General features: G+C 34.2%; 19 protein-coding genes and 1 pseudogene. 3 read left to right on the forward strand and 17 right to left on the reverse strand.

What is annotated here, in order from left to right; translation table 11 throughout:
- Positions 1-311: 311 nt before the first annotated feature.
- Together AAGD45_RS06545 and AAGD45_RS06550 are read left to right on the forward strand one after the other, a co-directional pair.
- Positions 312-911: a bifunctional (p)ppGpp synthetase/guanosine-3',5'-bis(diphosphate) 3'-pyrophosphohydrolase gene (locus AAGD45_RS06545; RefSeq protein ID WP_341761113.1), complete on the forward strand. Its 600-nt coding sequence runs from the start codon at positions 312-314 to the stop codon at positions 909-911.
- Positions 912-981: 70 nt separating this feature from the next.
- Positions 982-1,647: an HD domain-containing protein gene (locus AAGD45_RS06550; protein ID WP_341761114.1), complete on the forward strand. Its 666-nt coding sequence runs from the start codon at positions 982-984 to the stop codon at positions 1,645-1,647.
- Here AAGD45_RS06550 and AAGD45_RS06555 read toward each other — a convergent pair.
- The 5 genes from AAGD45_RS06555 to AAGD45_RS06575 all read right to left on the reverse strand — a co-directional run bounded on the left by AAGD45_RS06555 (position 1,627) and on the right by AAGD45_RS06575 (position 5,559).
- Positions 1,627-2,955 (reverse strand): MFS transporter, encoded by a 1,329-nt coding sequence (locus tag AAGD45_RS06555; protein WP_341761115.1) that lies wholly within the window; start codon positions 2,953-2,955, stop codon positions 1,627-1,629. The two genes, AAGD45_RS06550 and AAGD45_RS06555, sit on opposite strands and share 21 nt — an antisense overlap.
- A gap of 171 nt (positions 2,956-3,126) precedes the next feature.
- A complete protein-coding gene (locus tag AAGD45_RS06560; protein ID WP_341761116.1) occupies positions 3,127-3,645 on the reverse strand; it encodes a hypothetical protein in 519 nt (172 codons plus the stop codon).
- Positions 3,646-3,696: 51 nt separating this feature from the next.
- Positions 3,697-4,218 (reverse strand): lysozyme, encoded by a 522-nt coding sequence (locus AAGD45_RS06565; RefSeq protein ID WP_341761117.1) that lies wholly within the window; start codon positions 4,216-4,218, stop codon positions 3,697-3,699.
- Entirely contained in the window at positions 4,148-4,666 is a 519-nt protein-coding gene (locus AAGD45_RS06570) for a hypothetical protein (protein WP_341761118.1), read from the reverse strand. The genes AAGD45_RS06565 and AAGD45_RS06570 overlap by 71 nt, the downstream gene beginning before the upstream one ends.
- Before the next feature lie 17 nt (positions 4,667-4,683).
- Positions 4,684-5,559, reverse strand: a complete 876-nt coding sequence (locus AAGD45_RS06575) for a hypothetical protein (RefSeq protein ID WP_341761119.1) — start codon at positions 5,557-5,559, stop codon at positions 4,684-4,686.
- Positions 5,560-5,800: 241 nt separating this feature from the next.
- Here AAGD45_RS06575 and AAGD45_RS06580 point away from each other — a divergent pair, with 241 nt between their 5' ends.
- Complete coding sequence (locus tag AAGD45_RS06580) at positions 5,801-6,730, forward strand: Rpn family recombination-promoting nuclease/putative transposase (protein WP_341761120.1); 930 nt, start codon at positions 5,801-5,803, stop codon at positions 6,728-6,730.
- Positions 6,731-6,835: 105 nt separating this feature from the next.
- Here the strand turns inward: AAGD45_RS06580 and AAGD45_RS06585 are convergent.
- The 12 genes and pseudogenes from AAGD45_RS06585 to AAGD45_RS06645 form a co-directional block, all read right to left on the reverse strand.
- A pseudogene (locus tag AAGD45_RS06585) lies at positions 6,836-7,655 on the reverse strand (DNA adenine methylase).
- Positions 7,656-7,663: 8 nt separating this feature from the next.
- On the reverse strand, positions 7,664-11,680 hold the full coding sequence (locus tag AAGD45_RS06595; protein WP_341761123.1) for a hypothetical protein: 4,017 nt from the start codon (positions 11,678-11,680) through the stop codon (positions 7,664-7,666).
- Between the two features lie 4 nt (positions 11,681-11,684).
- Positions 11,685-13,808 (reverse strand): hypothetical protein, encoded by a 2,124-nt coding sequence (locus tag AAGD45_RS06600; RefSeq protein ID WP_341761124.1) that lies wholly within the window; start codon positions 13,806-13,808, stop codon positions 11,685-11,687.
- A 20-nt stretch (positions 13,809-13,828) separates the two neighbouring features.
- The gene (locus AAGD45_RS06605) at positions 13,829-14,395 is read right to left on the reverse strand and encodes a hypothetical protein (RefSeq protein ID WP_341761125.1); all 567 of its coding nucleotides are present in this window, start codon (positions 14,393-14,395) and stop codon (positions 13,829-13,831) included.
- A gap of 434 nt (positions 14,396-14,829) precedes the next feature.
- A complete protein-coding gene (locus AAGD45_RS06610) occupies positions 14,830-15,210 on the reverse strand; it encodes a hypothetical protein (protein WP_341761126.1) in 381 nt (126 codons plus the stop codon).
- Positions 15,211-15,395: 185 nt separating this feature from the next.
- Entirely contained in the window at positions 15,396-19,001 is a 3,606-nt protein-coding gene (locus AAGD45_RS06615; protein ID WP_341761127.1) for a hypothetical protein, read from the reverse strand.
- Between the two features lie 177 nt (positions 19,002-19,178).
- Positions 19,179-20,408 (reverse strand): ankyrin repeat domain-containing protein, encoded by a 1,230-nt coding sequence (locus AAGD45_RS06620; RefSeq protein WP_341761128.1) that lies wholly within the window; start codon positions 20,406-20,408, stop codon positions 19,179-19,181.
- Positions 20,409-20,796: 388 nt separating this feature from the next.
- Positions 20,797-21,357 carry a hypothetical protein gene (locus AAGD45_RS06625; RefSeq protein ID WP_341761129.1) on the reverse strand — a complete coding sequence of 187 codons (561 nt, stop codon included), beginning with the start codon at positions 21,355-21,357 and terminating at the stop codon, positions 20,797-20,799.
- A gap of 54 nt (positions 21,358-21,411) precedes the next feature.
- Positions 21,412-22,755: a phage capsid protein gene (locus AAGD45_RS06630; protein ID WP_341761130.1), complete on the reverse strand. Its 1,344-nt coding sequence runs from the start codon at positions 22,753-22,755 to the stop codon at positions 21,412-21,414.
- 204 nt (positions 22,756-22,959) lie between these two features.
- Positions 22,960-23,751, reverse strand: a complete 792-nt coding sequence (locus AAGD45_RS06635; RefSeq protein WP_341761131.1) for a hypothetical protein — start codon at positions 23,749-23,751, stop codon at positions 22,960-22,962.
- Positions 23,752-23,755: 4 nt separating this feature from the next.
- Positions 23,756-24,715: an Rpn family recombination-promoting nuclease/putative transposase gene (locus tag AAGD45_RS06640; protein ID WP_341761132.1), complete on the reverse strand. Its 960-nt coding sequence runs from the start codon at positions 24,713-24,715 to the stop codon at positions 23,756-23,758.
- 33 nt (positions 24,716-24,748) lie between these two features.
- Complete coding sequence (locus tag AAGD45_RS06645) at positions 24,749-25,042, reverse strand: hypothetical protein (protein ID WP_341761133.1); 294 nt, start codon at positions 25,040-25,042, stop codon at positions 24,749-24,751.
- Positions 25,043-25,047 lie beyond the last annotated feature (5 nt).

Genomic DNA, 25,047 nt, shown 5'->3' on the forward strand with positions numbered 1-25,047 from the left:
ATCTATCAAATTACAATCTAACCTCAGTGTTTATTTTTCGCAAAACAAAAAATAGGAGTTAATTTTATGACTAACGATGTTAAAAATCAACCACAAATATTGCTGCACAAATATTTTTTGGAAATAAATATAACAAACTATTGCAAGTATTTTTATCATTAGTATAATATGGTTTTATATTTAAAGTATAATTTATGAGTCTTTTACGACAACTTTCCGTTAATTTCTTAACTAATTAATTGCTGATAATTGACAAACCAATTATTGGTTGTTAACATTAAAGATTATGAGTATAGAGTATAATATTAATTATGCAAGGTAGCACTACTAATGATTTACGTAACATTATAGCTAATATTAGGACTAATCTGAGTAAAAATGATGTAGAAGCTGAAATACAGTACAGATTAAAAGACCCTTATTCTGCTTTAAAAAAGATGTTAAGGAAGAATATAGAGGTGAGAAAATTAACTGACCTAATTGGTTTTAGGATTATAGTGAACAAACAATATGACTGTTATAAAGTATTGATTACTCTTTACAATATCTATTCTGTTCATATGGGAAAGACTAAAGACTATATTACTAATCCTAAGGATAATGGTTATCGCTCTTTGCATCTCGTAGTTATAGCCGATATCTATAACTATAACATAGAAATACAAATACGGACTAGAAGGATGCATAATATAGCCGAATTTGGCATAGCCAACCATGAGGACTATAAAAAAACGCAGGAAGAAAAATTAAGAAAGTTATTTTATGAGGAGAGACTTAATACAGTTGCTATTAATGATGAAATAAATGAAGCCTATGATATTTTTAACCAGTTTAATTGGACTATATCAGAACTCGTTGCTTATGAGCAGGCAATTGAAAATCTTTGGCATAAATTCCAAAATAATTCTTAAAAAATATAACAAAATCATTGGCAATATTAGTTTAATTTAATGTATTATTAAAATAATGGAGAGGCATTTTATGGAAGATATTGACAATTGGCAGATAAAGTTTAAATCTTGCGAATATTCTGCTAAATTACTTAGTAAATTGATTTTACTAAATGAAAAAGTAACCAACCCAGTAAATATCAGAGAAATTATCAAAGCTATCTATTATGCTAAGAAATATCATGGTAGTCAAATGCGGCAATCGGGTGAACCATATTACTCACACCCGATTGAAGTAGCTTATATGTTTGCTAGCTATACAGCTCAAGCAGTTCAGCAATTGTTTAACACTAACATGATCGTTACCAGTTTACTGCACGATACTGTTGAAGACACAACACTTACCGAAGAGATGATTGCTCAAATTTTTGATAGTACCATTGCTAGTCAAGTAGAAGACCTGACAAGGGTCAAGCCTTATGGCAAAATTAGCTCCAAAGAGACTCTAGATTTATTAATTCAACAAGAGAAATATGATGTAGCATTGATTAAAATTTTTGATCGCATTCACAACTTACAAACTCTAGGAGCTAAATCACCTGAAAAGGCACTGAAGATAGTTAATGAAACTACAGGATATTTTTTAACTCTTTGTATTCGCTTAGAAATACCAACAGCCGAGCAACAATTAATAAATCTATGTTACAAAAATTTGCCTATTAACTCCATACCGGCTCTAGACTATACAGTTTTCTGAGTGGATGATTTTAGCTATTTTCGTCAGCTTTTCAAAATGCAATAATCCGTAAGTAAAACCAATGATTATAGGAATCATAATAAACCATATTCCCCAATTGCCAAAATACTCAACAAGGTAGACAAAACCAAAAGCACTAATAACATATATCATAGCACGAGATACAGAAAATGTCATGCTAGCATAGGTAAAACGTTTAAATATAGGAAAGCTTTTTAAACAAATAGAAGTAGCGGGGTTTAAGCATTGTTTCCATAAGACTATAAAGAATTGAATAAAAAATAACTGATAAGGAGAATTAAGATTATTCAATAAATACGGACAAAATATTATAAAAATAGAAAATATTAGCAGTGTAATTTTTATGATTAATAATGGATATACTTTTAAACTTAAACAACATAATATTAATGTGGTTAACAACTCCATTATACAGACAAGAAAATTATGATGAATAACTTCAGACAGTGTGTAACCAAAGCTAGTTTTTAAAATATTACCACAATATATATAAATAAAATAAACACATACCGGTAAGGCACATTGTAGTAAAAAGAAAGCTATTACAGTTTTTTTATTAACTTTTTCTTGCCAAATAGGATCGTTTTTTAAAATATTTATATCTGTATTAGTTATTTTAAAAACTTTTTTTATTCGACGTTTGGCATCGGCAAATTCTGGAGCTTCTCTAAGTTTTGTTCTTGCAACAGAACCAACAAATGCAATTATTGCACCAATCCAAAATGCTATACGCCAATTAATACCACAACAAACAACAAGTGAGGCAATTGCCAAAGCTCCTACTGTTCCTAGAACAGCACAAGCCCCTATCAATCCAACACTTGCATATTGTATTGGTGGGTGAAGCATTTCAGTTAAATAAAGTTCTGCCCCTACTACTTCGCCCATAGAAGACATACCTTGAACAACCCGGCAGATGGTTACTAACCAAGTCGCTAAGATTCCTATTTGTTCGTAAGTAGGCAGATTAGCCATAACAACGCAAGCAGATGACATCATGAAAGTTGTGATGATAACTGTTGATTTACGCCCTATATTATCACCTATCCATCCAAATATTAAAGCCCCTAATGGTCTAAGTAGGTAAGTTGCACAAAAAGCACCTGCATAATACAAAGCAGTAGTGTGTGGATCAGTTTTGGGAAAAAATAATTCATTAATAAATCCCGCCATGTGTACATATATCATCAAATCAAAATATTCAAGGCAAGTTCCTATTGATAGTAACCCCACAGCTTCTTTTTGTTCTTTGTTTAAACTTCTTTGTTCTTGAGGATACCCTATCATTTTCCTTACCATCGATAGCTTGGTCGTTAATGATAGCAAGAAAAAATAATATTAAAAGTGAAAATATATTTTAGTTAACAATAACCTCAACTATTGATGTAAGACATCGGCTTAATAGCCTATTGTGACATCGTCCGTAGGTTAACAATATCACCGAATATTTAATAAAGATTAATAAAGCCGAAATAGTCTAGGGGATATCTCTTTGACATATTCACTATATATTTCAGGACAATCACCTTTAAACTTTGGTAGGTCAAAGGTTTTGCGGGTAGCGTGCTTCCACGATACAAGAATATGATCACCTTTTTTTAGGTAAATATGGAATTGCATATAATTCATCACTTCTAACTTTAAGCTATCTTCCTTGCAGAGTAGTTGTTGATGTATCTCTTCCAACTGATTCAGCTCTTTTACTTTTTCAGCTATTGCATCATTTGCTTCAATAATATTTTCGCTATCAACATTATTGCTAGAAATAGCGTAGTGTTTTGCATAGTGTTTTCTTGCCTGCTCAACAGTTTGGGGCATAGTTTGCGATATCACCTCAGGGGTACTCTGTTTTACAGTATCATTTAAAACAATTTCCTGAGGTTTATTTTTCTTTTTGCTCAAATTAACAACATTTTGGCTAACAATGTTTTGATACTGATCTTGATTTTTCTCTATTTTTATCCTTGCGGCTTTCATTTTTTTATCCTTGTCATATGATGCTGTTTTTTTATAAAATTTTCACATAATCTAATTTTGCAAAAATATTTCTCTCTCTAATAATCGTCTTCTAACTAAACCTTTAAGCTTGATACCTCTAGCATAAACCCATTTAGGAAATTCATCGGCAGCCGATAAATATTCACCTCGTAGCAGCTTTTGTCGTAAACTGGAAGCTTGAAAGACACCAGCTCCGCAGTTGAAAATAAATGATATCAAAGCCCCTTCTTGTGAGCAGTTTAATGGTACGCGACAATGTCGATAAATGGCATATTTAGCTTGTTCTATATCCTGCTCTAGCAAGTAATCAGCGTGTTCTCGCGATATACCACCAGACATTTGTTGTTGTTCGTACTCTTTTATCACATGCCCCCAGCCAATAGTTTTTAAACCAGCTGGGCAGTAATATGGTTGTAGTCTCAGCCCTTCAAAGATTTTAATGATATATTCTGCTTTACTATTACTATCATTTGCAGCAAGGTTAATATTTGTATCCATTAACTTTACCATTACTACTGCCGTTGACATAGGTGTAACCGTTATTGTTACCATAACCATTCACTCGGTATCTGCCAAAAGCCCGATGACCAAACCAAAAACCAATAACTGCACAAAATATACCCTGATCCTCACTGCTCCATATGCTGTCAACTGATGCACTAAATTTCATGAAGATAGCTAATTTTAATGCTATATAGAGCAGAAAAAATATATAAGTAATCATTGGTCTAACAGTGCTAGATAAAAAATCCACCCAATTATTACTGCTGTTATTTGCTATTTGCATACCGGCATATTGATACAGATATTTACTCTCATCATTATCAGCCTGAATTTGGATTTCCTCAAGTCTAGCACTATGGACAGTATTTGAAGCTTTGATTTGCAGACCGATTAATTTCAGCTCATGTTCCTTGTCTTTCTTATCTTTAAGAAAATGCAAAATCTCCGGTATAAAACTACTGAAGAAGCCTATAAAGGCACTTAATATTGCGATCATATAATTATCACCTTTATTTAACGAGCATTAATAGAACCACAACTACTACCACCAATAGTTAGAACCTTATTAGCAATATCAATGGTAACATTACCTGCAATATTGTTGACGCTGGCATAAGTTTTCCAATTTGTTAATGTGGCAGTAGAACCACCAAAACTCAAGTTGCAAGATGATGCGTCAATATTACCATTGATGTAATTTGGTAATGTTAAAGTCCAAGACTGACCACCATAAGACGGAGCAATAGTACTTTGCCTTTGAGTTTGTACCTGAGTTTGTAAATTAGCGACTTGCGTAGTTAAACTATTAACAGTATTATCTCTTGCTCTTAGGCGTTGTTCTAAATCACCTATTTGATTAAGTAAGTTCTCAGTTTCATCTTCTGCCGCAATATCTGATAGGTGTAAACTAGCTAGCGAGGTTAGGCTTTGGCTTAAATCTTTACTATTCTCAAGACTAAGGCTATTTAGGTTGTCAGAACTATTAACACAGATGATATATTTTAGCTTTCTAACATTATTAGTAATCCGGTTTATTAGGTTCTTCAGATTATCTCTACCAACTCGGCTACCTAAGTTCCAAGGCAGGACGATATAATTACCTTCATCCTCAGAATTCATGGCTACTTTAGTGAAAGGATGTTGCCTACCCAAATAAAAGCTTAGTGCTGCTTTAGAAAATTCTATAATTTCAGTGCCGCTCGTAGTTGTTATGTGCAATTCCGCTTTTTCTACCTGATTAGGTATGAAAATCTTATCGCCTAAGTGAAATTTAGCGATATCCGGTAAATGATCACTATTACTTGCATGAACATTTTTCATGATTTTTCTAAGATTTTCGATATCTTGTGATCTGTTAAATTCGACAACAATTTTTCGTATTTTTCGCATATAATCCCCTGTAGTATCTGTATTGTAGGGGAATTATTATAACATAAAAAATCACAATTTGCATCAAGTTTTGTGATATTTTTACATCATATTTTCACTAATATAAGTTAAATTGTTTTTCAACTTAACTTAGCAAATATTTGTTACTCAAAAACTATATAACAAAACGAAAAAACTGTTGCCTGTTAAAAGTTTTTATGTCAAAACACATTAAGGAACTCTCTAAAATTAGGTAGGTAAAATGACTACTAAACGTTTGAAGCATGACCAAATTTTTCGCAAAGCAATGGAAAACCCACTAGTAGCACATGAATTCTTAAACGCTCATTTGCCTAAACATATTAAAGCTCTGATAGATTTTCCTAGTTTAAAATTTGAAAACACCAGTTTTATAGAGCAAAATCTAAGAGATTCTATCTCTGATGTGTTATTTTCTGCTAAGTTTGATGGTAAGGACGGTTATCTGTTTCTCCTAATTGAGCATCAAAGTTCGGCTGATCATTTTATGGCATTCCGTTTGTTACGATATATGTTAAATATCTGTGATAGATATTTAACTGCAAATCCTAAGGCAAAGTCTTTGCCATTAATATACCCACTAATATTTTTTAATGGTACAGGGGACTATAATGCCTCTCGTAATTTGTGGGAACTTTTTGAAGATAACCTACTAGCTAAAGAGATTTGGACAAATGATTATCAAATAGTTAATGTTAATGATATTCCTGATGAGCAGTTAAAGCAAAGGGTGTGGTCTGGGATATTTGAGTTTTTTGCAAAACATATAAGAGAACGCGATCTACTTAAAAAATGGCAAGAAATAGCCGATATGTTACCTGAACTAGTCAAGGTAAGTATTGGCTATAACTATATAGAGCTGCTACTACACTATACGTTGACAAGAATAAATAAAGAGGATAAACTAGAATTAGAAAAGCTATTAACAAGTAAGTTAAATCAGGAAACAGGTACAAGGCTTATGGGTAGTTTGGCACAACACTGGGAACAAATAGGAGAAGCTAGAGGAGAAGCTAGAGGAGAAGCTAAATTAATAAGAATGTTAATGAGAAAAGGAAGGTCTGTTAAGGAAATCGCTACAATGACTGGCTTACCTATCAGTAAAATTAACGAGCTATTAAAAATAGATATTCAAGAGGAAAGTCCGGAATAATAAAAACAATAAGAAATGCTTCAGAGGAAGAGGAGCTATTTGGCAAGTAATCAATATCTGTTAAATTGAAACTATAAAGCTCAATTAGTACAGATTAGTAACTAGCTAAATATAATTCCTAATCAAAACCTCTTCTGCATTTTTCCTTGCATTAGCTTTACAATTAATACTCCTTGGTGCTTCGATAATTTCTATATGAAAATCTTTATACATCTGCCTTATAAACTGAATATTAGAATTTGAAAGCATAAAATATACACCCTTATCGTTTAACTCTTTACATTTTTGATAAAGTTTAATTTGGTCTGTTTCTGTAAAATCAGATTTTGTATATTTAGTAAACGATTTATTATTTATAGGATAATAGGGAGGGTCAAAAAAAACAAAATCACCTTTATTGGGAGAAATTTTGCTGAAATCTTGATGTTTTATATCAACATTTTGTAGAAATTCACTACAAGCTATTATATTTGTCTCATCAACTATTGCTGGATTTTTGTACTTCCCTATAGGCACATTAAATTCCCCTTTGTTATTGACTCTATACAAACCATTATAACAGGTTTTATTAAGATATATAAAATGTCCAGCAATTTCTATATCATTAACCATTAAATTGTTTTCGGATTTTGTAATAATATTCTTCACAATGGTTTACTTTATGTTTTGCCAATAGCTTTATCAATTCTTGAGGTTTATGTTTAATCACAGCATATGTAGTAATTAAATCTCGGTTTATGTCTGATATAGTCGCACTAGCTGGAGCAAGAGCAAACAATAGGATTCCACCTCCTACAAATGGCTCATAATAGCTTTTATAAGTTTGCGGTATTCTTGTGGATAATTCTTTTATTAAACGTCTTTTGCCACCTGCCCATTTTACAAATGGTTTTGCCTTATCATCATTTTCAATTATTATGTGCATTCTTTCTCCTACCAATTCAAGCTATGACAGTCATGGAAGCCACATAGATCGGGTTGCAGGTAGAATAAATTACGACCCGGGATGTTTCTTTGAAGAGATTTTTTAAGCAACTTTTCTGCCTTATCCAACTCACCATTTTTGATTAAAGTAAGTATTGTGCCAAAATCAATAATATCGCTACCCATAGTTCCTGCTAAAGCTTTAAGCAGATTATTATAACTATCATACTCATTAAAGAAAAAATCCCCAAATAATCCAAGACCTCCACCTTGTAATAAGGACGCTATAAATACTCCTTCTTCGTTTGGTGCAATCCATTCTTTCCCTTCTACCAACCTTTTAGCATTGATCGACAAGTAACCAAGTCCTATAGAACCCGGCAATAATTGAAACAACATTTTAATAGTAGTCGGGTTTCTCATTGATTTAGCAATATCCTTCCATGTTCCTAAATCCAACAAATTGCCACTACCTATTTGTTGGTGGGTTGGTATTTGATCGATGGTTATTGATTTTAACGGTCTAGTAATGTAAGTATAGGCAAAAGTTTTGAATTGCATTATACACTGAATCACCGCGGCAGCTGGCGAACCTGCCTTAATGCCTAAATTACCGAGTAACACGGCATTTTTCTCGGCAGTATGCGGAGTGGCAATAGCTGTATCAACCCGGTCAAGTAAATATCTTCGCAAATTATTGGTCAAATCCTGCTTGAACCTAGCTATATCGAGACTGCTAATTGTACTTTTACCAGTTTGTAGTTGTAAATGTTGGTCTAGTAAATGATCAGGTAGTAGTGCCATATCAGGTATTAAATATGGCTTATTCTCTATTTGCTGTACTAAATGTTTATAAAGATGCCAATTACTTTCATTAATCCCATATCTATTAAGCAAAGTTTGTAAATTATGATATAGCGAATTAAAGGGCTTATTGATTTGTGATGCTAAATTATGCGATAACAAATTACCAACTGTAGATTTCCAAGTATTATCCCACCATTCCATAAAGTTTAGCTTAAAAAATGCATTGGTAAGTTTAAATATGCTACCAGATATGGGGTATTCTCCTGAAAAACGAGAATAACTATGACCAAGCAGTGAATCTACAGCGATACCAAGCAAACTAGCAAGCTCTTTTTTCTTTTTACCATTAAATCCTGTAGCTGCCACTTGCAATATATTCGCATAAGATTGCATTAGTGGTATGCCATTATTCTGTAACTCACTGACAAAACTTATCATATCAGGGATTGAAGAAAGTACCACTTTGCCAAGATTTACCATACACTTCCAAGCACGATAAGCCCCAAGGATACGGTCAACTGATGGTATTTGTGGTTTAACTCCTAGCATTAGGTCTAACTGATTGACAAAACTGTTTGGATTACTCAGTAACGCTAATTGCTTTAAAATAGCTGGGTCTTTAATTGCTAACTCTTGTAGCTCCTTGGTAAAAGTGCCTTTAATTGATTGTAGCATTAATTCAGGATTACAACCCATACTCTCCATCATACCGATGCTTCGACCTAATATATTAAGGTTACTAACTATCGAATCAGCAATGAAGGATCGACTTTTAATTAAAGGGCTAATGAGCTTGTCAACAAAGTCATTTTGTACGTAATTACCAAACTCCTTCTGATATGTTAACCAAGCTTCTGACGATTTAAAATGTAGTTTCCTACTAGCTGACACCACATCAGCTACGTTACTTCCTCTAACGTAAGTAAATGCTATATTTAAATATTGGTCAGTATCTTTTAAATGAATACTACTAGCAAGATTGTTAAATATTGCCTTATAATCTAGTTTATCATTTAGTTTAGCAATTTTTTGGTGATCAAGTAGCGGATAGATAAATTTCAACCATGCCTCATAACCAGCTTCTCGGAGTTTAAGACTATTATGCTCTTGTTTAGTAATATAACCCTCTAACGGTATTATATAACCACCGGCTAGATTAGCTCTATTGATGGCAGCTGTTTGCCATTTATTGATTATTTGAGCAACTATCATTGCCCTCTCACTCCCTGTCGGATTTTTATCAGGATGGCTGATATTCCATAATTCCTGTATTATGTCCTTTTCATAAGCAATATTTCCAAACTCGCGATCTACACCAGCTTTTTCTAAATCTCTTGTAATGCCATATAACAGCTCTTTAGCAATAGTTTGTTGCCGTAAATCAACCTGCCGTAAATATTCTTTTATCGCAGCAATCTTATTGTCATGATTTCTAACAAATCTCTCTATGGTAGCCATCTTGATTAAATTCAGGGCATTATTTCTTTTTTTTACAAACTGTTCCTTCTTAAAATCATCAATGAACATATCTATTTGTTTGTCTCTCTCTAGCAAATCCAATCTTTTCTGTCCAACAAATTCTTTATGGATAGTTTTTAGCTCATCCACTAACTGTGGATCGATGAGACTGAGAGTTTTAAATAACTCCTCTAGTTCTGAAGGGTTAGCCCCTTGCTTAATCTTACGTAAGATTTCTTCGGTTCGTTGATAAATAACATCTTGCTTGATGGATTCTGCTTGATAACTAACCTTTTGTTGTTCAGGTAAATTGGCTATCTCAGCTTCTAAAGAAGCTAGATGCTCTTGTAGATTAGGACTGGCATTGTTATTCTCAAATTTCTTATCATCACCATGGTAAAAAGATTCAGCTTTTTGTGGATTCTCAAGATTTATATGTTTGCCTTCCTCTAGCTGTTTTCTTGCTATATATAACTCTTCGGGTGATAAATCATAGCCTTTAGTCTCCCATTGCTGACGTCGTAAATTATTGATAATTTGCTGATCTAATTGTTTTACTGCTGTCAAATATTCCTGAAACTCCGGGTTATTAATATGCTCCTGATATAATTGTTGTAATTTACCTTCTTCCTCTAGTAAAATATCCAAGAACCATCTTGGTATTGCTTCAGTTTTACCATTAGTACCAAACTGATCATGCATATGTTGTTGTAATTCTGCTATTTGCCTCTGCTGGGCAGAATATGAGGGAAATTGTTGCTCGGCTGCCGTAATTAATTGTAACTTCTTTGCTTGTAACTCAGCTAACCTTGATAAAGAACTGTTTCCAATATTAGCATCGGTACTTGTTGGTACTTGACTATCAACTCGCTCAGTTTCTATTATATTCTCCTGAGGAGATGATTCTTTTAGTACAGTGTCAATATTATCTTTTAACTGACTATCAACTATCGGATGTAAGGTCTCAATTTCAGGATGTAGCTTATTTGAATATAAATACAATCTGTCTCGCAAATATTTAGCCGAATAACCAAGACCGTGCAAGGTTGCCCCAAATAAACCACTTTCTATAATATTAATCAAACTATTTGACAAGTCATAAGGTCTTTGTTCAGTATGTCGTTCATTATGAAGAACTGGCTCGGTAGCTCCCTGACCTATAGCACCACCAACCAAACCTTTAGCTAATGTTGTTGGAAGTTTGCCATATTTTAGACTAGCCGCCGCCCACATTGCTGGTCTACCAATAGGAACGAAGCTAGCAGCAATGTTAATTACCGACAAATTACCAAATACTACCTCAGCTCCAAATTTGCCAATAGCTTCAACTAATCCGCCTTTACCTGCAGCAATGATATACTCATTAATTTCTCGCTGCTTTTTCCTCTCTAAAATATCTTCTACTAATTGCTTGGTAAAATTAGGGTCATACTTTAAACCTGATTCAGCATATTTTTGCTCAAACTCTTCCTTGGTTAATTTATTATTGTAAGTTTTAAAATATTCAGCAATATCCTGCAGTTCAGGATCAATAATATATTGTGGGTCAAAAGCTCGCCATAAAGTTGATAGGCTTGGACTATCTGCATAAGCTTGCCTAGCAGACGCCCGCCAAACATCTAATTTACTACTACCTAACAGATCAACGATACTTTTATTAAATCTACGCTCCGGTAATAAGGTAGAATAGTAACGCGGGTGAATTGGTTCGTTATTCGACCGATAATGTAAGTAATTATTTGAGCTGTCATTATTTTCCATCGTACTAATCATATTGTGGATACTCAGAGATAGTTTGTAATAATCTTTGCTTTTGTTGCTCTAAAGCTTTAGGGTTATTTAACTCTAGCAAATCAAATTTTAACATTTTACCATCTTTTGTTAAAACAGGCAGATACTGACCATCTTTAGTCGGGAAACTATAATAGACACTCTTTTTGTCAGATGTTAGATTCCATCTACCTTGTTGCAAACATTCTCGTGCCATTGCTATAGCTGCATATTGTCCTATTGGATCATTGCCACCACTATCCTTAACTAAAAAAGTAGCCCCATAATCATAAGTTATAGTTCCGTTAATCAGACCATGTTGCAGCTCTGTTAGGCTGCTCTCTACCCAATCAGCGTTTAAATTTTCGATCATACCTCGCACTATTATCTGACGGGGTATTTGCAGATTTTTACTATCTAGTCGCATATCGACCTCACTAATCAATTTGGTGGTTGCTTTTTTTACTGCTTTGTCAATATCTAAATCTTCAGTGTGTTGGTAATATTTAGCTAAATATTTTATAGCTTGCCGTGTTTGGTTAATCTCTGTTTCATTTTGAATATCAACCTTAGCTAAATCCTTACTCCATTGTTTGATTATAGCATTTTTGTTAATTTCTTGGTTAAATTCTGTCATTTCATGACCGATAAATAATGGCTGACTTTTTAATGATAGCTCGTTAACTAGTGCTATCATCTGTATAAAGGCTGATGCAGTCTTACGGTCGTAAAGTCTATTTTCAGCATAGAATTGAGTCAGACACTCTATATCTTCTTTACCCCTTAAGATTTCGTCCAATATCTCCAAACCATATTGATTACTACCCCCTTCATCATCTCGTAGACTGATTATACTATCGATGGCTTGTTGAATTTGGTTAACATCTTTAGTCTCAATCTTTTTTAAATACTCATCACGTTCTTTGTTCATTAAATATCTCTGATCGTAACTAGGGATGCCTTTTTGCTGTTGCAATTGTTTCCTAAGCAATAAACGTTGTAATAATGGTATGTCTTTGGGTATTTCACCGTTTTCCTCAGCTAGCCTAGCTGGGTCTGTTTGAGCCAATTTAAGCTGTTTGTTAAACTGCTCGGTTAAAATATGATATAGTTTCTCTTTCTTGTCATAATCACTATCCCCACCCTTTGGGGCAATTTGTTGTAATATTTCCTGACCTTGGGTGAATGGTAGGTGTTTTATTTGTTGTGAGATAACAAAAGCCTGCTTATACAAAGCTTCTTGGCTTCTAAATTGCAGTAATCGTGGATCACCAGCATTAAAGCTGGCTTGCAGTATATTTTCAATGCCCTCAACACGTTCTCCAGTATTTAAGATACTGTGCAAATCGGCATTGATAAGCGAACTAAGTTGATGTTGTCTCAGTAATTGCTGATGATGCAGTAGATTATTTGCTTGATGTTCTAGCTTAACCCTTTGTTCAAACGATAAATCTTCTTTCCATTCAGCAACTATATTGGGATTTAATATAGCATCCGGCGAATGCTTTAAAGTAGCTTGTGCCGCGGCAAATGCTAAATCATGTTTGGCATTAATCAACATTTGATCTCGCTCTTGTGGCAGTAATGATAGAGAATTAATAGCTACTGCGACATCTTGTAAGTGACTAGTATAAAACTGTGGATTGTCATAAGTAGCATTCTTTAACTTTTGGATAGCTTCAATTGCTAAATGGTGACGTTTACCATCAATTAGCTTGGCTTCTGCACTACTTATATGTCCAGCTAAAGATACTCGATAATCATTAATCTTGGCTTGCAACATACGCTTGGTTAGTGGATTATTGGTACGCTGCAAATAATCATTGGTTCGTTGGTCATATTTACTTAAAAAGTAATCAAGACATGGTTTGTTATTCTCAAGAAAATCCGGATGCATCTCATCAAATTGCGTTAAACATGTCAGACCACCAGTTTTACTATTGGGAGCTACTTCAATATTACTTTGTGACTGGTGTAAATGCTTGGTGGTATCGTTAAGGAAATCTGACCATAAATGTGGCGTTTCTACGTTAGCATCTTTTTCAAGCTTGCGTATCAAATAGCCTTTAGCTTCTTCATTAATTCTCTGACTTATCCCTGCTATAACTTGCCATTTCATCTTTGTTTATCACTTTCCTTTTACTTTTCTATTATTCCTTCATTAATTCTTGATATTTTAGCAAGGTCAAATACACCGCTTAAAACCGTACCAAGATTCTGCCAAGGTGAGGCTGACTTGATCGAACTAATATTACGGTTAATTGCTTCCTTATTTAAATCAATCATTGTCGTGTTTAAGTTTGATCTTGGTCGTTGGTGAAAATGTTCAGCTTCTACGCTTCTTGCCTTCATCTCATCCATATAAGCCATATGTCGTAGTAATAAGCCAGCTGAATCAGTGCCAGTTATACCAATGCCGGTTTTCAGGATATTATAGCCCAGCTGTTGGCGATTATATAACTGCTCTTGCCTTAACATATCAACGTGATAACTCGATATTGCTCCATATTCAGCGGTTCGCTCAAATAATTGTTGACGATCAAACTTAAGATGCTCCTGTTGCTGTCTCAATAAATGCTGCTGCTCATATAAGGCTTGCTTGGTCTTCTCTTTATTACTTCTTAGTTGGGCGTAAGTATTAAATAAAGATGCTCCTGTAGCAAATATACTCTCTCCACTTGAGAAAAAATTTAAAAAATCAAACATAGTTATTTCTTTTTTATTACTTACTAAATCATTCTATCATTAATTATGCTATCACTAAGTTATTTTACCATTTTTTTTATCATTACCTAGAATCTTACTTTTTAGCATTTACTTTGTTGCAAAAATATGTTACATTATAACTAGTATTAGTTGTGTAATGTCTGAAAAATCTGCTTTTGGCAGTCGATTCTTTCGGAGAATTAGGGCATTGCCCGATTGGTACTTGTCTGCAAGGATGACATGGACTGGGGAACTCGGTTGGCGTTATGACCTCTGTGTTATAGGGGTCTCTCGCTTTAAAGAAAAATCTTACCAAACTGGTAAAAGTAAATATAAAGCCATAGTTAATTTTAGGGAGAAATTTCTAAATTGACACAGTTCAGAACGATCTTTATTTAGGCTTCTCTCCCTCTCATGCTAGACTTAGGTTATTATTAACCTTCGCTCATATCATTGATGTCACCCATTGGCGTGGTACAAACCTCTACAGGATCACTTTGATTTGATGACGGCACGGAATTAAGTGCTTTGGTTAGTAAACCCTTTATATCTGAGTCAAATTTAACAAGTTCCTCAGATATATTGTTTAATAAAGGGTTATCGTATATTATTCCAGTAATATAGTGTACTTGTTTATCATTATTACCTGCTTTTTTATCATCATTATCTTTCTGTGCTTGTTCCTTTTCTTGTTCTCGTTTCTTATATTCCGTATAGGTCACTTTCTCACCATCTGGGGTTTTAGCTACCTCACGTCCTTTTTTAATTTTTTCCCATTCTTCAGGGCTATAGCCCGTTGGTTTGTCTTTACTCATATTCAAATACCTCTAAATTGATTGTTATTTAGTAGATTATGGTAATATATATTAACTCGCAAAGATATTTATACTCTCATTGTTGAGCAAAATACTCAGCAACTATGATGTTAATATAATTTATTACTAACATCAATAAGATATTTTAATTATATTGGTTAAGACAATTTAAAGATTACTTTTCATCAACTACCCTTATAATTTGCCAAAATCTTTGCCTTAGCATATATCTTGAGGATACTAACCGGGTAGGGCTTATCGACCTTAAAAGTCACATCAATATCAGTTTTAATTTCTCCGTGCATAATAAAATTCACCCAGCCTGATTGGTAAGGAGTGGCAAATAAGTCACATACTTCTTTAGTAGCTGTTGATGTTGTTAAATATTTCTTATCATTCACCAATCTAATCAACGCATCACTATCTACATATCTACTATTAATATGTTGCCTGTCTATTTGTCCATTATCTAGCCTTTCTTCAATATAACCACCTTTACTATTAAAGACTTTTAATCCTAATTCAGCGTCTTTTTTCGGAGCATGCTCGTATTCATCCGGAAATATCAGAGGAAAAGTCTGTAATATTGAAGAATAAGGAAAGCCTACCGACAAATGTCTTACTGGATGTTTTAGCTTAATCAGCTCATTATCGATAATCCTTAAATCATGTAATTCCTCATCACCAATAATAGATACAGCAATTTTCTGAAAGATTGGTAATATAGTGGCAATATTGATTTGCTGGAATGATGGTAGGCAGTTACGAGCTATACTACTTAATTCATACCCACCAATATCAGGAAATAGTTTTTTAAAAACTGGAAAATATCTTTTTGATAATAGTAAATATTTCTCTAATTTTATGCTCTTCTCATCTTCAAGGATATCTTTCAGTAAAGCTGGATGAAAGCTCGGCATAATTAACTGACAATACTCAATAATGTTACGCTGCAAATAAGCTAGCCCTTCTTTGAGTTCTTGCATTTGCTCAAATATTCTATCCTCTAATGGGTCAGTATAACCTTCTTTACTATATACCGACGCTCTAGAGGACGATAATGAGGACTTACGATCTCTGCCCATTATCGGGGCAATTCTGTTTAGTACTTCATCTACAATTCCATCGATAGTTTGACTAAAAATATCAGATAGAATATATTCCCTAATATCTTTGCTTAATGGTTTATCGAGTATGATACTCCTTAAGCATTCAACTATTTCTTCTCGTCTTTTGGAGTTACTAAGTTCATTAATCTTGTTATCACTATGTATTTGTTGTAGCTTATCGATTAACTGATTAGTAATGCTTGATAGTTTATTGTCTAGTTGCTCTTTGCTAGTATGTCGGTCTAAATCTACTATTTGTTGGTTAACTAATTGTTTAACCTGCTCACCAAATATATATTTAGTCAGTTCCGGATGAGCGATATTTAGCAATTCTGGGTAAAAATCTACTGCAGTTTTGGCAAAAAACTTTTGTAAATTAACTAGCAGTCCGGATTTTTTATCACTATCCTGCTCGGCATAATATAGCAATATTTTCTTATTGAGGTGACTAACCGCTAGTCGCATTTCTTGTATCTCTCTACTTACTTCAAATTGTAGTTCAATATTCTGTTTGGCAGTTGCCATAATATCTTGCACCGTACCAGCAATAAACCTGATTAACTCAGTATTTAACTTTTTTATTTGCAGGCAAATAGTTGGACAAAAAGAAAAAGCACTATTAGGCAGATATTCCATCAAACCACCATCTCTTAAAATAGCTGGTACATCTATTTCATTTAGTAGCTCCACGGCTTCAATAATATCACCACCAAGCCGCTCACCATCATATAATAATTGCTCGATTGTAACAAAGCTTTCAGGATTATTTAAAAATAGATTGTCTAACTCTGCATAAATACGCGAGAATATTCGATGATAGGCAAAAGATACCGCCAAAATATTCATAATCTTAGGTAAATAATTTTGATAATATTTTTGTAAAAAATTCTCTATCTCTGCTCTATGTTCATCATAATTAGCAACTAGCCTATTTTTGTATTTAAAAGAATTGCCAACATTATCTAACTTAAGTCTTAGAATAGTTTCTGCTTGAGCTTGTACAATATGCTCTAATTTTGTTATATCACCTCTAAACTCATAAGCACTATCGTCTTTTAATGCTTGTATGATTGAGCGGTAGGCGGCATTCTCTCCGGGCTGTTGGATATTTACATGACAATCGGCATATACTGCTTTATCAGTAACAAAATTCTTAGCAGAAAAATAACGAGTTTGCAGCACTTCTAGATATTCCTTGCTGCTTCTACCAGTATCATCACTTCTCCGAACATGCAAATATAACATATCGCTACTTTCAGCATAGATTGGCGTGATGCCTAATACTTGACCATTACCACCTAGCCAATGTTGTGACCAGCCCATAATTTTTAAATCATGCGAATAGATAAAACTAGCAAAAGAGCCATTTTTTAGCACTGCCACTACCATTGAAAATGGGCTATTACAGCCGACAATTTGTCTGATGCCACCAGCAAATATATGTTCAGCATAGGCAGTAATGTCTGATATCTGAAAACCGCCTTTTTCTTGTGAATAATACAAACTATTTATTTTACAGCCATTACCTTCAACAAAGAAGATAGTCTTACCGATTACTACTGGTTTCAGTGGTGATATCGGTAACTCAATCTCTTTATGGATTTTGACAAATTCCCCCTTAGCTCGATCTCCTTCTTTGACTAAATAAATGCCATCACTAGTACCTAATAATAATTCATCAGCAAAAGGTACTGACCACAGGACATTATCAAAAGTAGATGAAGAGAAAGTTGCTGAAAAAGCGGTTAATGGATTTCGTGCTTCTAGTAAGGTTCTATATGCCATCCTAAAATCACTAAAATCTCCCTTATAACTTGCCCAAATTGAATGAATATTTTTATTAACCCCAAAGCACCATAATCGGTTTTCAAAAGTAACCACTGAAGTACAATATAACTTCTCCTTATTGGCTTGGTAGATATTGCTTTGTCCAGCTGACTGGCTAGCTGCTCGTTGGTGAATAGCTTTTAGCTCATCGTTAATTTTGTCTACCTCTGCTCCGTAGATTACTTCATTAAAAGGTTTTTGTATTAAGCGTTCTCTTTGGTCACTTCGTCCGGTCGAAAAATAGTTAACATGACATTTCAATGCTTCAATGATAAACATCTTATCTTTGTTAGGGAAATTGCTGGCTAGCTCATAGCTGCTACTGGACGCTATCTCAGCTCTTTCACCATATTCTACCTGTCTCTTTCTTGCCTGCTCTTCAATATGTTGGTAAAATTGCTCAACAATTTCCGGGTCAATGGAGAATTTAAAGATTGGTCGCTTCTCACCAAAGGAAATATAAGCAATCCCTTGAAAAACTACGTAAGAAAAATCTTTAGGACGAAAATGAAAATTTTGCCCTTCATCCTGTATAACTTTACTAGTTAACAACAATTCACCACCAACAAAAAATAAGCAACGAGTTTCTAGGTGATGCGATTCAAAAACCAGCAAGTAGGATAATTTCCTTGAGAACATTACTGCTGCCATTTTCTTTGGCACATTATCAGTGAACAAGTGAACAAATTGTGTACCGTGTCTACGCATAATGCCACCTGATGGCAGCAGCATGAAGTTAATCAACTTCTTAACTCCGTTCTGATACAAAGCCAGCTCGGTTCTCCCTTCAATGGTGGGAGTTAGCTCACCACCTGAGAAGTTGTTTTTTTGTGAATATACAAATTGCTCTTGCATAATCTTTAGTTACCAATAGTTATTATTTATGGTATAATCTATTTATAATTGTATGTCAATAATTATTTTCCTACTTTTAGATGTTTTTTAAAAAATCTTTTAATCTACGATATTTATATAATATTACCTGTAATTTTATAGTTAATCTAGATATGAAATTATAAATCACAACAAATTTTAATAATCATAATTTTCATGTGTCTTTCCTAAATCACCTATTACATCACTTGAATCAGCATCCTCTGTAGCTACATCAATATGAGATGGAAGTGTATCATTATTTTGAAGATTTACATCCGCTGTTTCATCGCATAATAACTTTTTTATATCTAGGTTATCACTTTGTTCTGCTATGTTTGCAGCTGTCTCTCCATTCTCATTAATAATATTTTTATCAGCTCCATAACGGAATAGTAATTTAACGCTCTCTACATGCTTGCTCTTTACTGCATATATTAGAGCCGTATTGTTATGGTTATCTTGTGCATCTACAGTATGCCCTTTCTCACATAACCGTTTACATAACAACTCTACTACATCTGTCCTACCATAGGCTGCTGCATATATTAGAGCTGTAGCACTGTCTTCATTTGCAACATCTAGCTTAGCTCCATACTTGATTAGTGAGTTAACTATGTCTGTATGACCTTTTTGAGATGCCATCATTAGAGCTGTAGTACCAGCTTTACTTGCAACATCTAGCTTAGCTTCATGGTTGATTAGTGAGTTAACTATGTCTGTATGACCTTTTTGAGATGCCATCATTAGAGCTGTAGTACCAGCTTTACTTGCAACATCTAGCTTAGCTTCATGGTTGATTAGTGAGTTAACTATGTCTGTATGACCTTTTTGAGATGCCATCATTAGAGCTGTAGCACCATCTTTATTTGCAACATCTAGCTTAGCTCCATACTTGATTAGTGAGTTAACTATGTCTGTATGACCTTTTTGAGATGCCATCATTAGAGCTGTAGCATCATCTTTATTTGCAACATCTAGCTTAGCTCCATACTTGATTAGTGAGTTAACTATGTCTGTATGACCCTTTTGAGATGCTATCATTAGAGCTGTATACCCCTCAACATTTTTGATATTTACCTTAGCGTCATAGTGTATTAGTAAATTAACTATCTTGATATGATTATTATTGGCTGCATAGATTATAGCTGTATTTTTATACTGATCTAAAAGATTTACATCAGCATTGTAAGAGCATAACAACCGAGCTGACTTGAAATGGTCTTCATTACTATTTGCACACCACATTAAAGCTGTAAATCCAACTACGCTTTGAGTATTTATCCAACCTGTTTTACATAAAACCCCTAGTGCATATGAATTGCATTCCAAAGCTACTTGCAGTACATTTATAAATGCATCTTTCTTTTGTATAGTATCAATTTGCATATAACTATTCCTCATATAAATATTATTAATATATCAATAACTATTATAGCCTTACTAACAAATTTAGTAAAGAAGTTAGAAGTACTAGAATAGCAGGGTAATTTAAAAGTCGGGCTGCAAGCCTAATAGATAAAGGGAAAAATGCTTAATATGCACTCGATGTCATTCCCGCGTAGGCGGGAATCTAAAAAAATAAGCCTGAAAGACTATTAAGTAATATAGATCCCGCACCGAAGCAGGGATGACATCGATAGTGGTTAGATTTGTATCTATAGCAACTAATGATTGTGACTTTTAAATTACCCTGAGGGTAGGACAATTTATCACCAAACTGGAAAAGTCTTAGCCATACTACAATTATGACTAATCTTTTTAGGCTAGCTCTATATTATACTTCTCCTGAGTTAATTAAATTATAATCAACCGAGTAAATCCTTCTTGTTTCTTCTAATTTGATCAAATATTGTTTCTTTAGTCCATCAGTAAACACACTATCAGAATACATAGCAAATGATACTTGTGAGGCTAACGATAAAGCAGCTAATAACTTAAAGCTGCTTGGCACTTGTTGCCAAATAGTCGTATCATTATTTAGCAAATTATCAACGATGTTTCTGCTGTAGTAAAACAGCGAGGTAAGTTTACCACCCTTAAAGTAAATCTTACCTGCTTCCGTATAAAATTGTAGATTAGATGGCACTATTACCGCACATTTAATACAATCATTAATATCCGGTATTTCAGTGAAGTTTTGTCTATTACCTTCGATATTATCGACTCTCCGTAAGGCAAATGACCATTTAACCATTAGCACAGTATCTTCAATAGCAGGATTAACAAACTCCTCACATAATTCTTCGGCTTTTGATATCCTGCCACCACCAATGCTACTAATACCAACATTTGACCCAAGTAGTACTACTGCCTTCTTGATAATCTCATATTTCATGGTAGTTACACTCAACTACAAATAATACAAATTTTCCATAAATAAATTTTGTAGTTATGCCTCATTCTCACTCTCAACAATACCACCACCAAAGTTATCATCCTCAATAATACCAACATCATCACCAACACCAGCAGCAACAACATCACCTGCTCTTCTCATTACTACTACTTGTGGCTTTTTAGTAGTAGCTAAATTATTATTAGCAATTACTGTTAAAGCATCATTATTAATATCAGCAGTATCATCACTATTCCGACACTGATGACCAAACATCTGCCATGGCATTGTTATGCTATGCAAACCTCTTCGATGATCCTCATTGGCTATTGCTCGCCACAATACACCCTGATGGCTGCTGCGGTCATAATCCTCTAAACATTTAATCACCACTACTGCTTGTTCATTATCACGACTAGCTCCAAAAGCTTCACTGTAATATAATACCTTGGCATAGTGATATTGTACTAGCTCTTCAATGCCCTTCTTGTTAGAACCACTGACCGTGTTAAATCTTATCGCTCCTTCATTAAAGGCGTAGCAATCCTTTACAGCATATCTAGGGCGATTAGCATCACCAGCATCATCAAATATACCACCCAACATCTCGCTAGTAATAAAGGTAAATCCTAAGAAACTATTAACTTCACCACTCACTAAAGCTCTAACGTTATTATAGTCATAATTGGTAATTTGCGGATCGCGTAACAAGTCGGAGATTTGATTACTTGAACATAGTAAGTATAATTTATTATACATACCAAAAGAGCGTTTTTTTAAGATATGATGAGCTTTTATTAGTTTATCAACAGTTAGCCCGGCTCTTTTCGAATTAATGATGCCTCTGTTGGCAGCAACTGCAGCTTGAGCATTTAAGGTTAAATCAGCATCCGTAACCCTAATTCCTACCGGTATTATATTATTAGCTACATCAAAGTAAATCACATCATTGCCTGTCCGCCCTGCTCTGACAGGACTGGCAAAAGCACTAATAATTACCCGGTCTTGTTGTCTACCCATTGCCCAACCTGCCATTTTAGGAAAATGTGAGGTGGGATCGGTTAATAGGTTTAACTTATCATTCCTATCCATAGTAGCGTTCCAATGATAGCTTGATGCCGTCAAAAAGCGTCTTGAAATAGTGGGAATTTTAAATTCTATTTGTTCTAATCTAGCAGGGTTTCTAGCATCCGCATAATGTCCATGTAAGTCATTATGATCAATTGGGTGTCTAGTTCTGCTCTCCACCTCATGGGTAGTCATTGACTCAAAGCTAATTACCTCAGTGTCCTGCGTACCATTAGTAACGCACTTCCGTAATTTTGATCCCTCCTGTTGGATAACTAAGCTGATATTTTTAGCAAATTGTTCTTTAAGGCTATCGGTTATTTGTTCCATTTTTCCTCCTCAAATAATCTATCAATATTTAAAGTGCGATATCATTTATACTCGAATTTGGTCGTTGTCCGCTATGCAGCTAACGAGTTTTCGGGTATCTATGCTATTAGTGGCTCTTTTCTGATAGGTTATTGCGAAGTGGCAGCCTTAAAATGAGTTGTCACCTACTTCATGACTTTAATGATTGGTTGGTTACGTTATTTTTTATTGTTTTGTATCATAAGCGATTTTGTATAATTGTTGCATACGTTTCACAGCTTGATCATGTCCCGTATGGTCTTTACTCCTTAATTTTACCATAAACTCGGGGTCAGAATCAAGTTTTTCTATCTCTGACAATGCAGCTTCCCGGCTATTAATTGCAGGTAGCTCTTTACCAGTTACTAACGAGTCAGATTTTAAAGTTTCACCAACCCTAACTAACAAATCTACTAAGGCTGGCGAGTAATTGGAATCTTCAATTAATTCAGCTAGTTCTTTAGTACCAAACTTAGATAAAGCTGCCTGCATCACTGTCATCTTACTGTCAAAACCTTCACCATAAGTGTTTTTCAACCAACCAATGTGAGAGTGACGTGTTTGCTCGATAGCATTTTTTTGCTGTTTTTGTAAATCCTGCGAAAAACCATACAGAGAATTAAGCAGCTTCTCACCTTGTCTTTTAGATAGTCCGCTTTGGTAAAACATGTCTTCATAACGAGTTAAATACTCCTCATCTTCCTTAGATCGTTTATCAGTATATCTCCTATCTTCAGGCAGCCCCATCCTAGAATAAAATTTATGCCACTCCTCATCAGAGCTGTCATCTTTTGGCACAGCAACTCGTTGATTCAAGCTCTTCTCTGCTTCCAAATAGCTCTGAGCTAAAGATGAGACATCCTTGAATTTACCCAGTGACTCAGCTTTACGTATTTCCTCAGGCATATTAGCTAGCCAATCGCTAGCAGAGGAAGTAGGGTTAATTTCATAGTTATTAGCAGTTCCTTCTTTGCTCATTTGCTTATTCTTCTTTTAACTCTTCTATTTCTTTTTTTAACTGTTCTATTTTTTCAATAGTTAGTTTTGTATATTTAACTATTTTTTCTATTGGCTCATTATCAATTAACATTTCTTTTGCTGTGGCTATAGCATTTTTTTTAATACCTCTAGCTTCACCTCTAGCTTCACCTCTAGCTTCACCTCTAGCTTCACCTCTAGCTTCAGCATCTTCAATTTGTTGCTGTTCTACCGCTAAATTATCAAGACGAGCTTTGGTCATTTGCTCATAGGTGTTAAGTTCTGCCTCTGACCAGCTAGCTTGGTCTACAGCCTCAAAGGCTCTTCTAATAATTTCATCCTTACCTATTAAATGCTCTATTTCTGTTAATGTTAATTTACTATCTCCTGCATGCTTAAAAAAATACATCCACTTCTCTTCAATAGTCTTTAGCTCATCTATAGTTTTTTTAAATTTTTCAAGCTCTAAAAAAACAAAGTAAAAATCTTTTAAATCATGAGCATAGCTCTCTGTATCTAAAAGACGATGTTCTGATTTCCAATGTTTTTTATCTTCAAACATTACAAAATTCGCTATCGCTAAAAATATTACTCCTTTTAATTTAGCGTATACTGCCAGTTTCTTGTGTTTCTCATCTTCCTCAATTCTTTGCTGAGAATATGCTTTAGCTGCATAATATTGGGCTCTTTTTTCAAATCCTGGATGCTTACTTACCTGCATCTCTACTATGAATTGATTACCGTGTTGATCTTTACATAACACATCAACAATAGACTTTCTGTAAATAGCAATATCAGGGTCTTGGATAGTTGGTAAAAACGTCACCTCAATTATTTGCTCATTTTCTTTACACTTAAGAACATCGTTTAAAAAATGTACAAGTATATCTTTGTTCTTTTCAGTACCAAAGATTTTACGAAAACAAAAATCGTTTTTAGGATCAAGAAACTTTGATAAAAACATACATAACCTCTTAATTGTTACTAAATATCGCTATTACTTATCTGATTCATTAGTATTTTTAGCACCATCAATATTATTAACTCTATCATCTTCTGAAGCTTGCGAGCATATGTACAAAAACAAAGCTCGCATGCCTTCATTGAAAGCGGTGTAGTTGCTTTCTTGTAGAAAGTTGCTGCGATACACACCACTTAATTGAGCCAAGTCTTCTAATACTATTCTACCATCTTCTCCACTAAAAATCTTCAAATAAATTGATTTTAATTGCTCTTTTGTAAGTATTGAGGGTGGAGATGGGGTTGCTTCCGAGTTAATTGATAGTTTCATGTACT

The organism is Candidatus Tisiphia endosymbiont of Thecophora atra, from assembly GCF_964026395.1.
GTDB lineage: Bacteria > Pseudomonadota > Alphaproteobacteria > Rickettsiales > Rickettsiaceae > Tisiphia.

Excerpts from the sequence above, each read along its gene's own strand:
- AAGD45_RS06610 (WP_341761126.1), bottom strand. The coding sequence starts at position 15,210 with ATGAGTAAAGACAAACCAACGGGCTATAGCCCTGAAGAATGGGAAAAA.
- AAGD45_RS06545 (WP_341761113.1), top strand. The coding sequence starts at position 312 with ATGCAAGGTAGCACTACTAATGATTTACGTAACATTATAGCTAATATT.
- AAGD45_RS06625 (WP_341761129.1), bottom strand. The coding sequence starts at position 21,357 with ATGAAATATGAGATTATCAAGAAGGCAGTAGTACTACTTGGGTCAAAT.
- AAGD45_RS06640 (WP_341761132.1), bottom strand. The coding sequence starts at position 24,715 with ATGTTTTTATCAAAGTTTCTTGATCCTAAAAACGATTTTTGTTTTCGT.
- AAGD45_RS06605 (WP_341761125.1), bottom strand. The coding sequence starts at position 14,395 with ATGTTTGATTTTTTAAATTTTTTCTCAAGTGGAGAGAGTATATTTGCT.
- AAGD45_RS06635 (WP_341761131.1), bottom strand. The coding sequence starts at position 23,751 with ATGAGCAAAGAAGGAACTGCTAATAACTATGAAATTAACCCTACTTCC.
- AAGD45_RS06600 (WP_341761124.1), bottom strand. The coding sequence starts at position 13,808 with ATGAAATGGCAAGTTATAGCAGGGATAAGTCAGAGAATTAATGAAGAA.
- AAGD45_RS06595 (WP_341761123.1), bottom strand. The coding sequence starts at position 11,680 with ATGGAAAATAATGACAGCTCAAATAATTACTTACATTATCGGTCGAAT.
- AAGD45_RS06620 (WP_341761128.1), bottom strand. The coding sequence starts at position 20,408 with ATGCAAATTGATACTATACAAAAGAAAGATGCATTTATAAATGTACTG.
- AAGD45_RS06645 (WP_341761133.1), bottom strand. The coding sequence starts at position 25,042 with ATGAAACTATCAATTAACTCGGAAGCAACCCCATCTCCACCCTCAATA.
- AAGD45_RS06575 (WP_341761119.1), bottom strand. The coding sequence starts at position 5,559 with ATGCGAAAAATACGAAAAATTGTTGTCGAATTTAACAGATCACAAGAT.
- AAGD45_RS06630 (WP_341761130.1), bottom strand. The coding sequence starts at position 22,755 with ATGGAACAAATAACCGATAGCCTTAAAGAACAATTTGCTAAAAATATC.
- AAGD45_RS06550 (WP_341761114.1), top strand. The coding sequence starts at position 982 with ATGGAAGATATTGACAATTGGCAGATAAAGTTTAAATCTTGCGAATAT.
- AAGD45_RS06555 (WP_341761115.1), bottom strand. The coding sequence starts at position 2,955 with ATGATAGGGTATCCTCAAGAACAAAGAAGTTTAAACAAAGAACAAAAA.
- AAGD45_RS06565 (WP_341761117.1), bottom strand. The coding sequence starts at position 4,218 with ATGGTAACAATAACGGTTACACCTATGTCAACGGCAGTAGTAATGGTA.
- AAGD45_RS06580 (WP_341761120.1), top strand. The coding sequence starts at position 5,801 with ATGACTACTAAACGTTTGAAGCATGACCAAATTTTTCGCAAAGCAATG.
- AAGD45_RS06570 (WP_341761118.1), bottom strand. The coding sequence starts at position 4,666 with ATGATCGCAATATTAAGTGCCTTTATAGGCTTCTTCAGTAGTTTTATA.
- AAGD45_RS06615 (WP_341761127.1), bottom strand. The coding sequence starts at position 19,001 with ATGCAAGAGCAATTTGTATATTCACAAAAAAACAACTTCTCAGGTGGT.
- AAGD45_RS06560 (WP_341761116.1), bottom strand. The coding sequence starts at position 3,645 with ATGAAAGCCGCAAGGATAAAAATAGAGAAAAATCAAGATCAGTATCAA.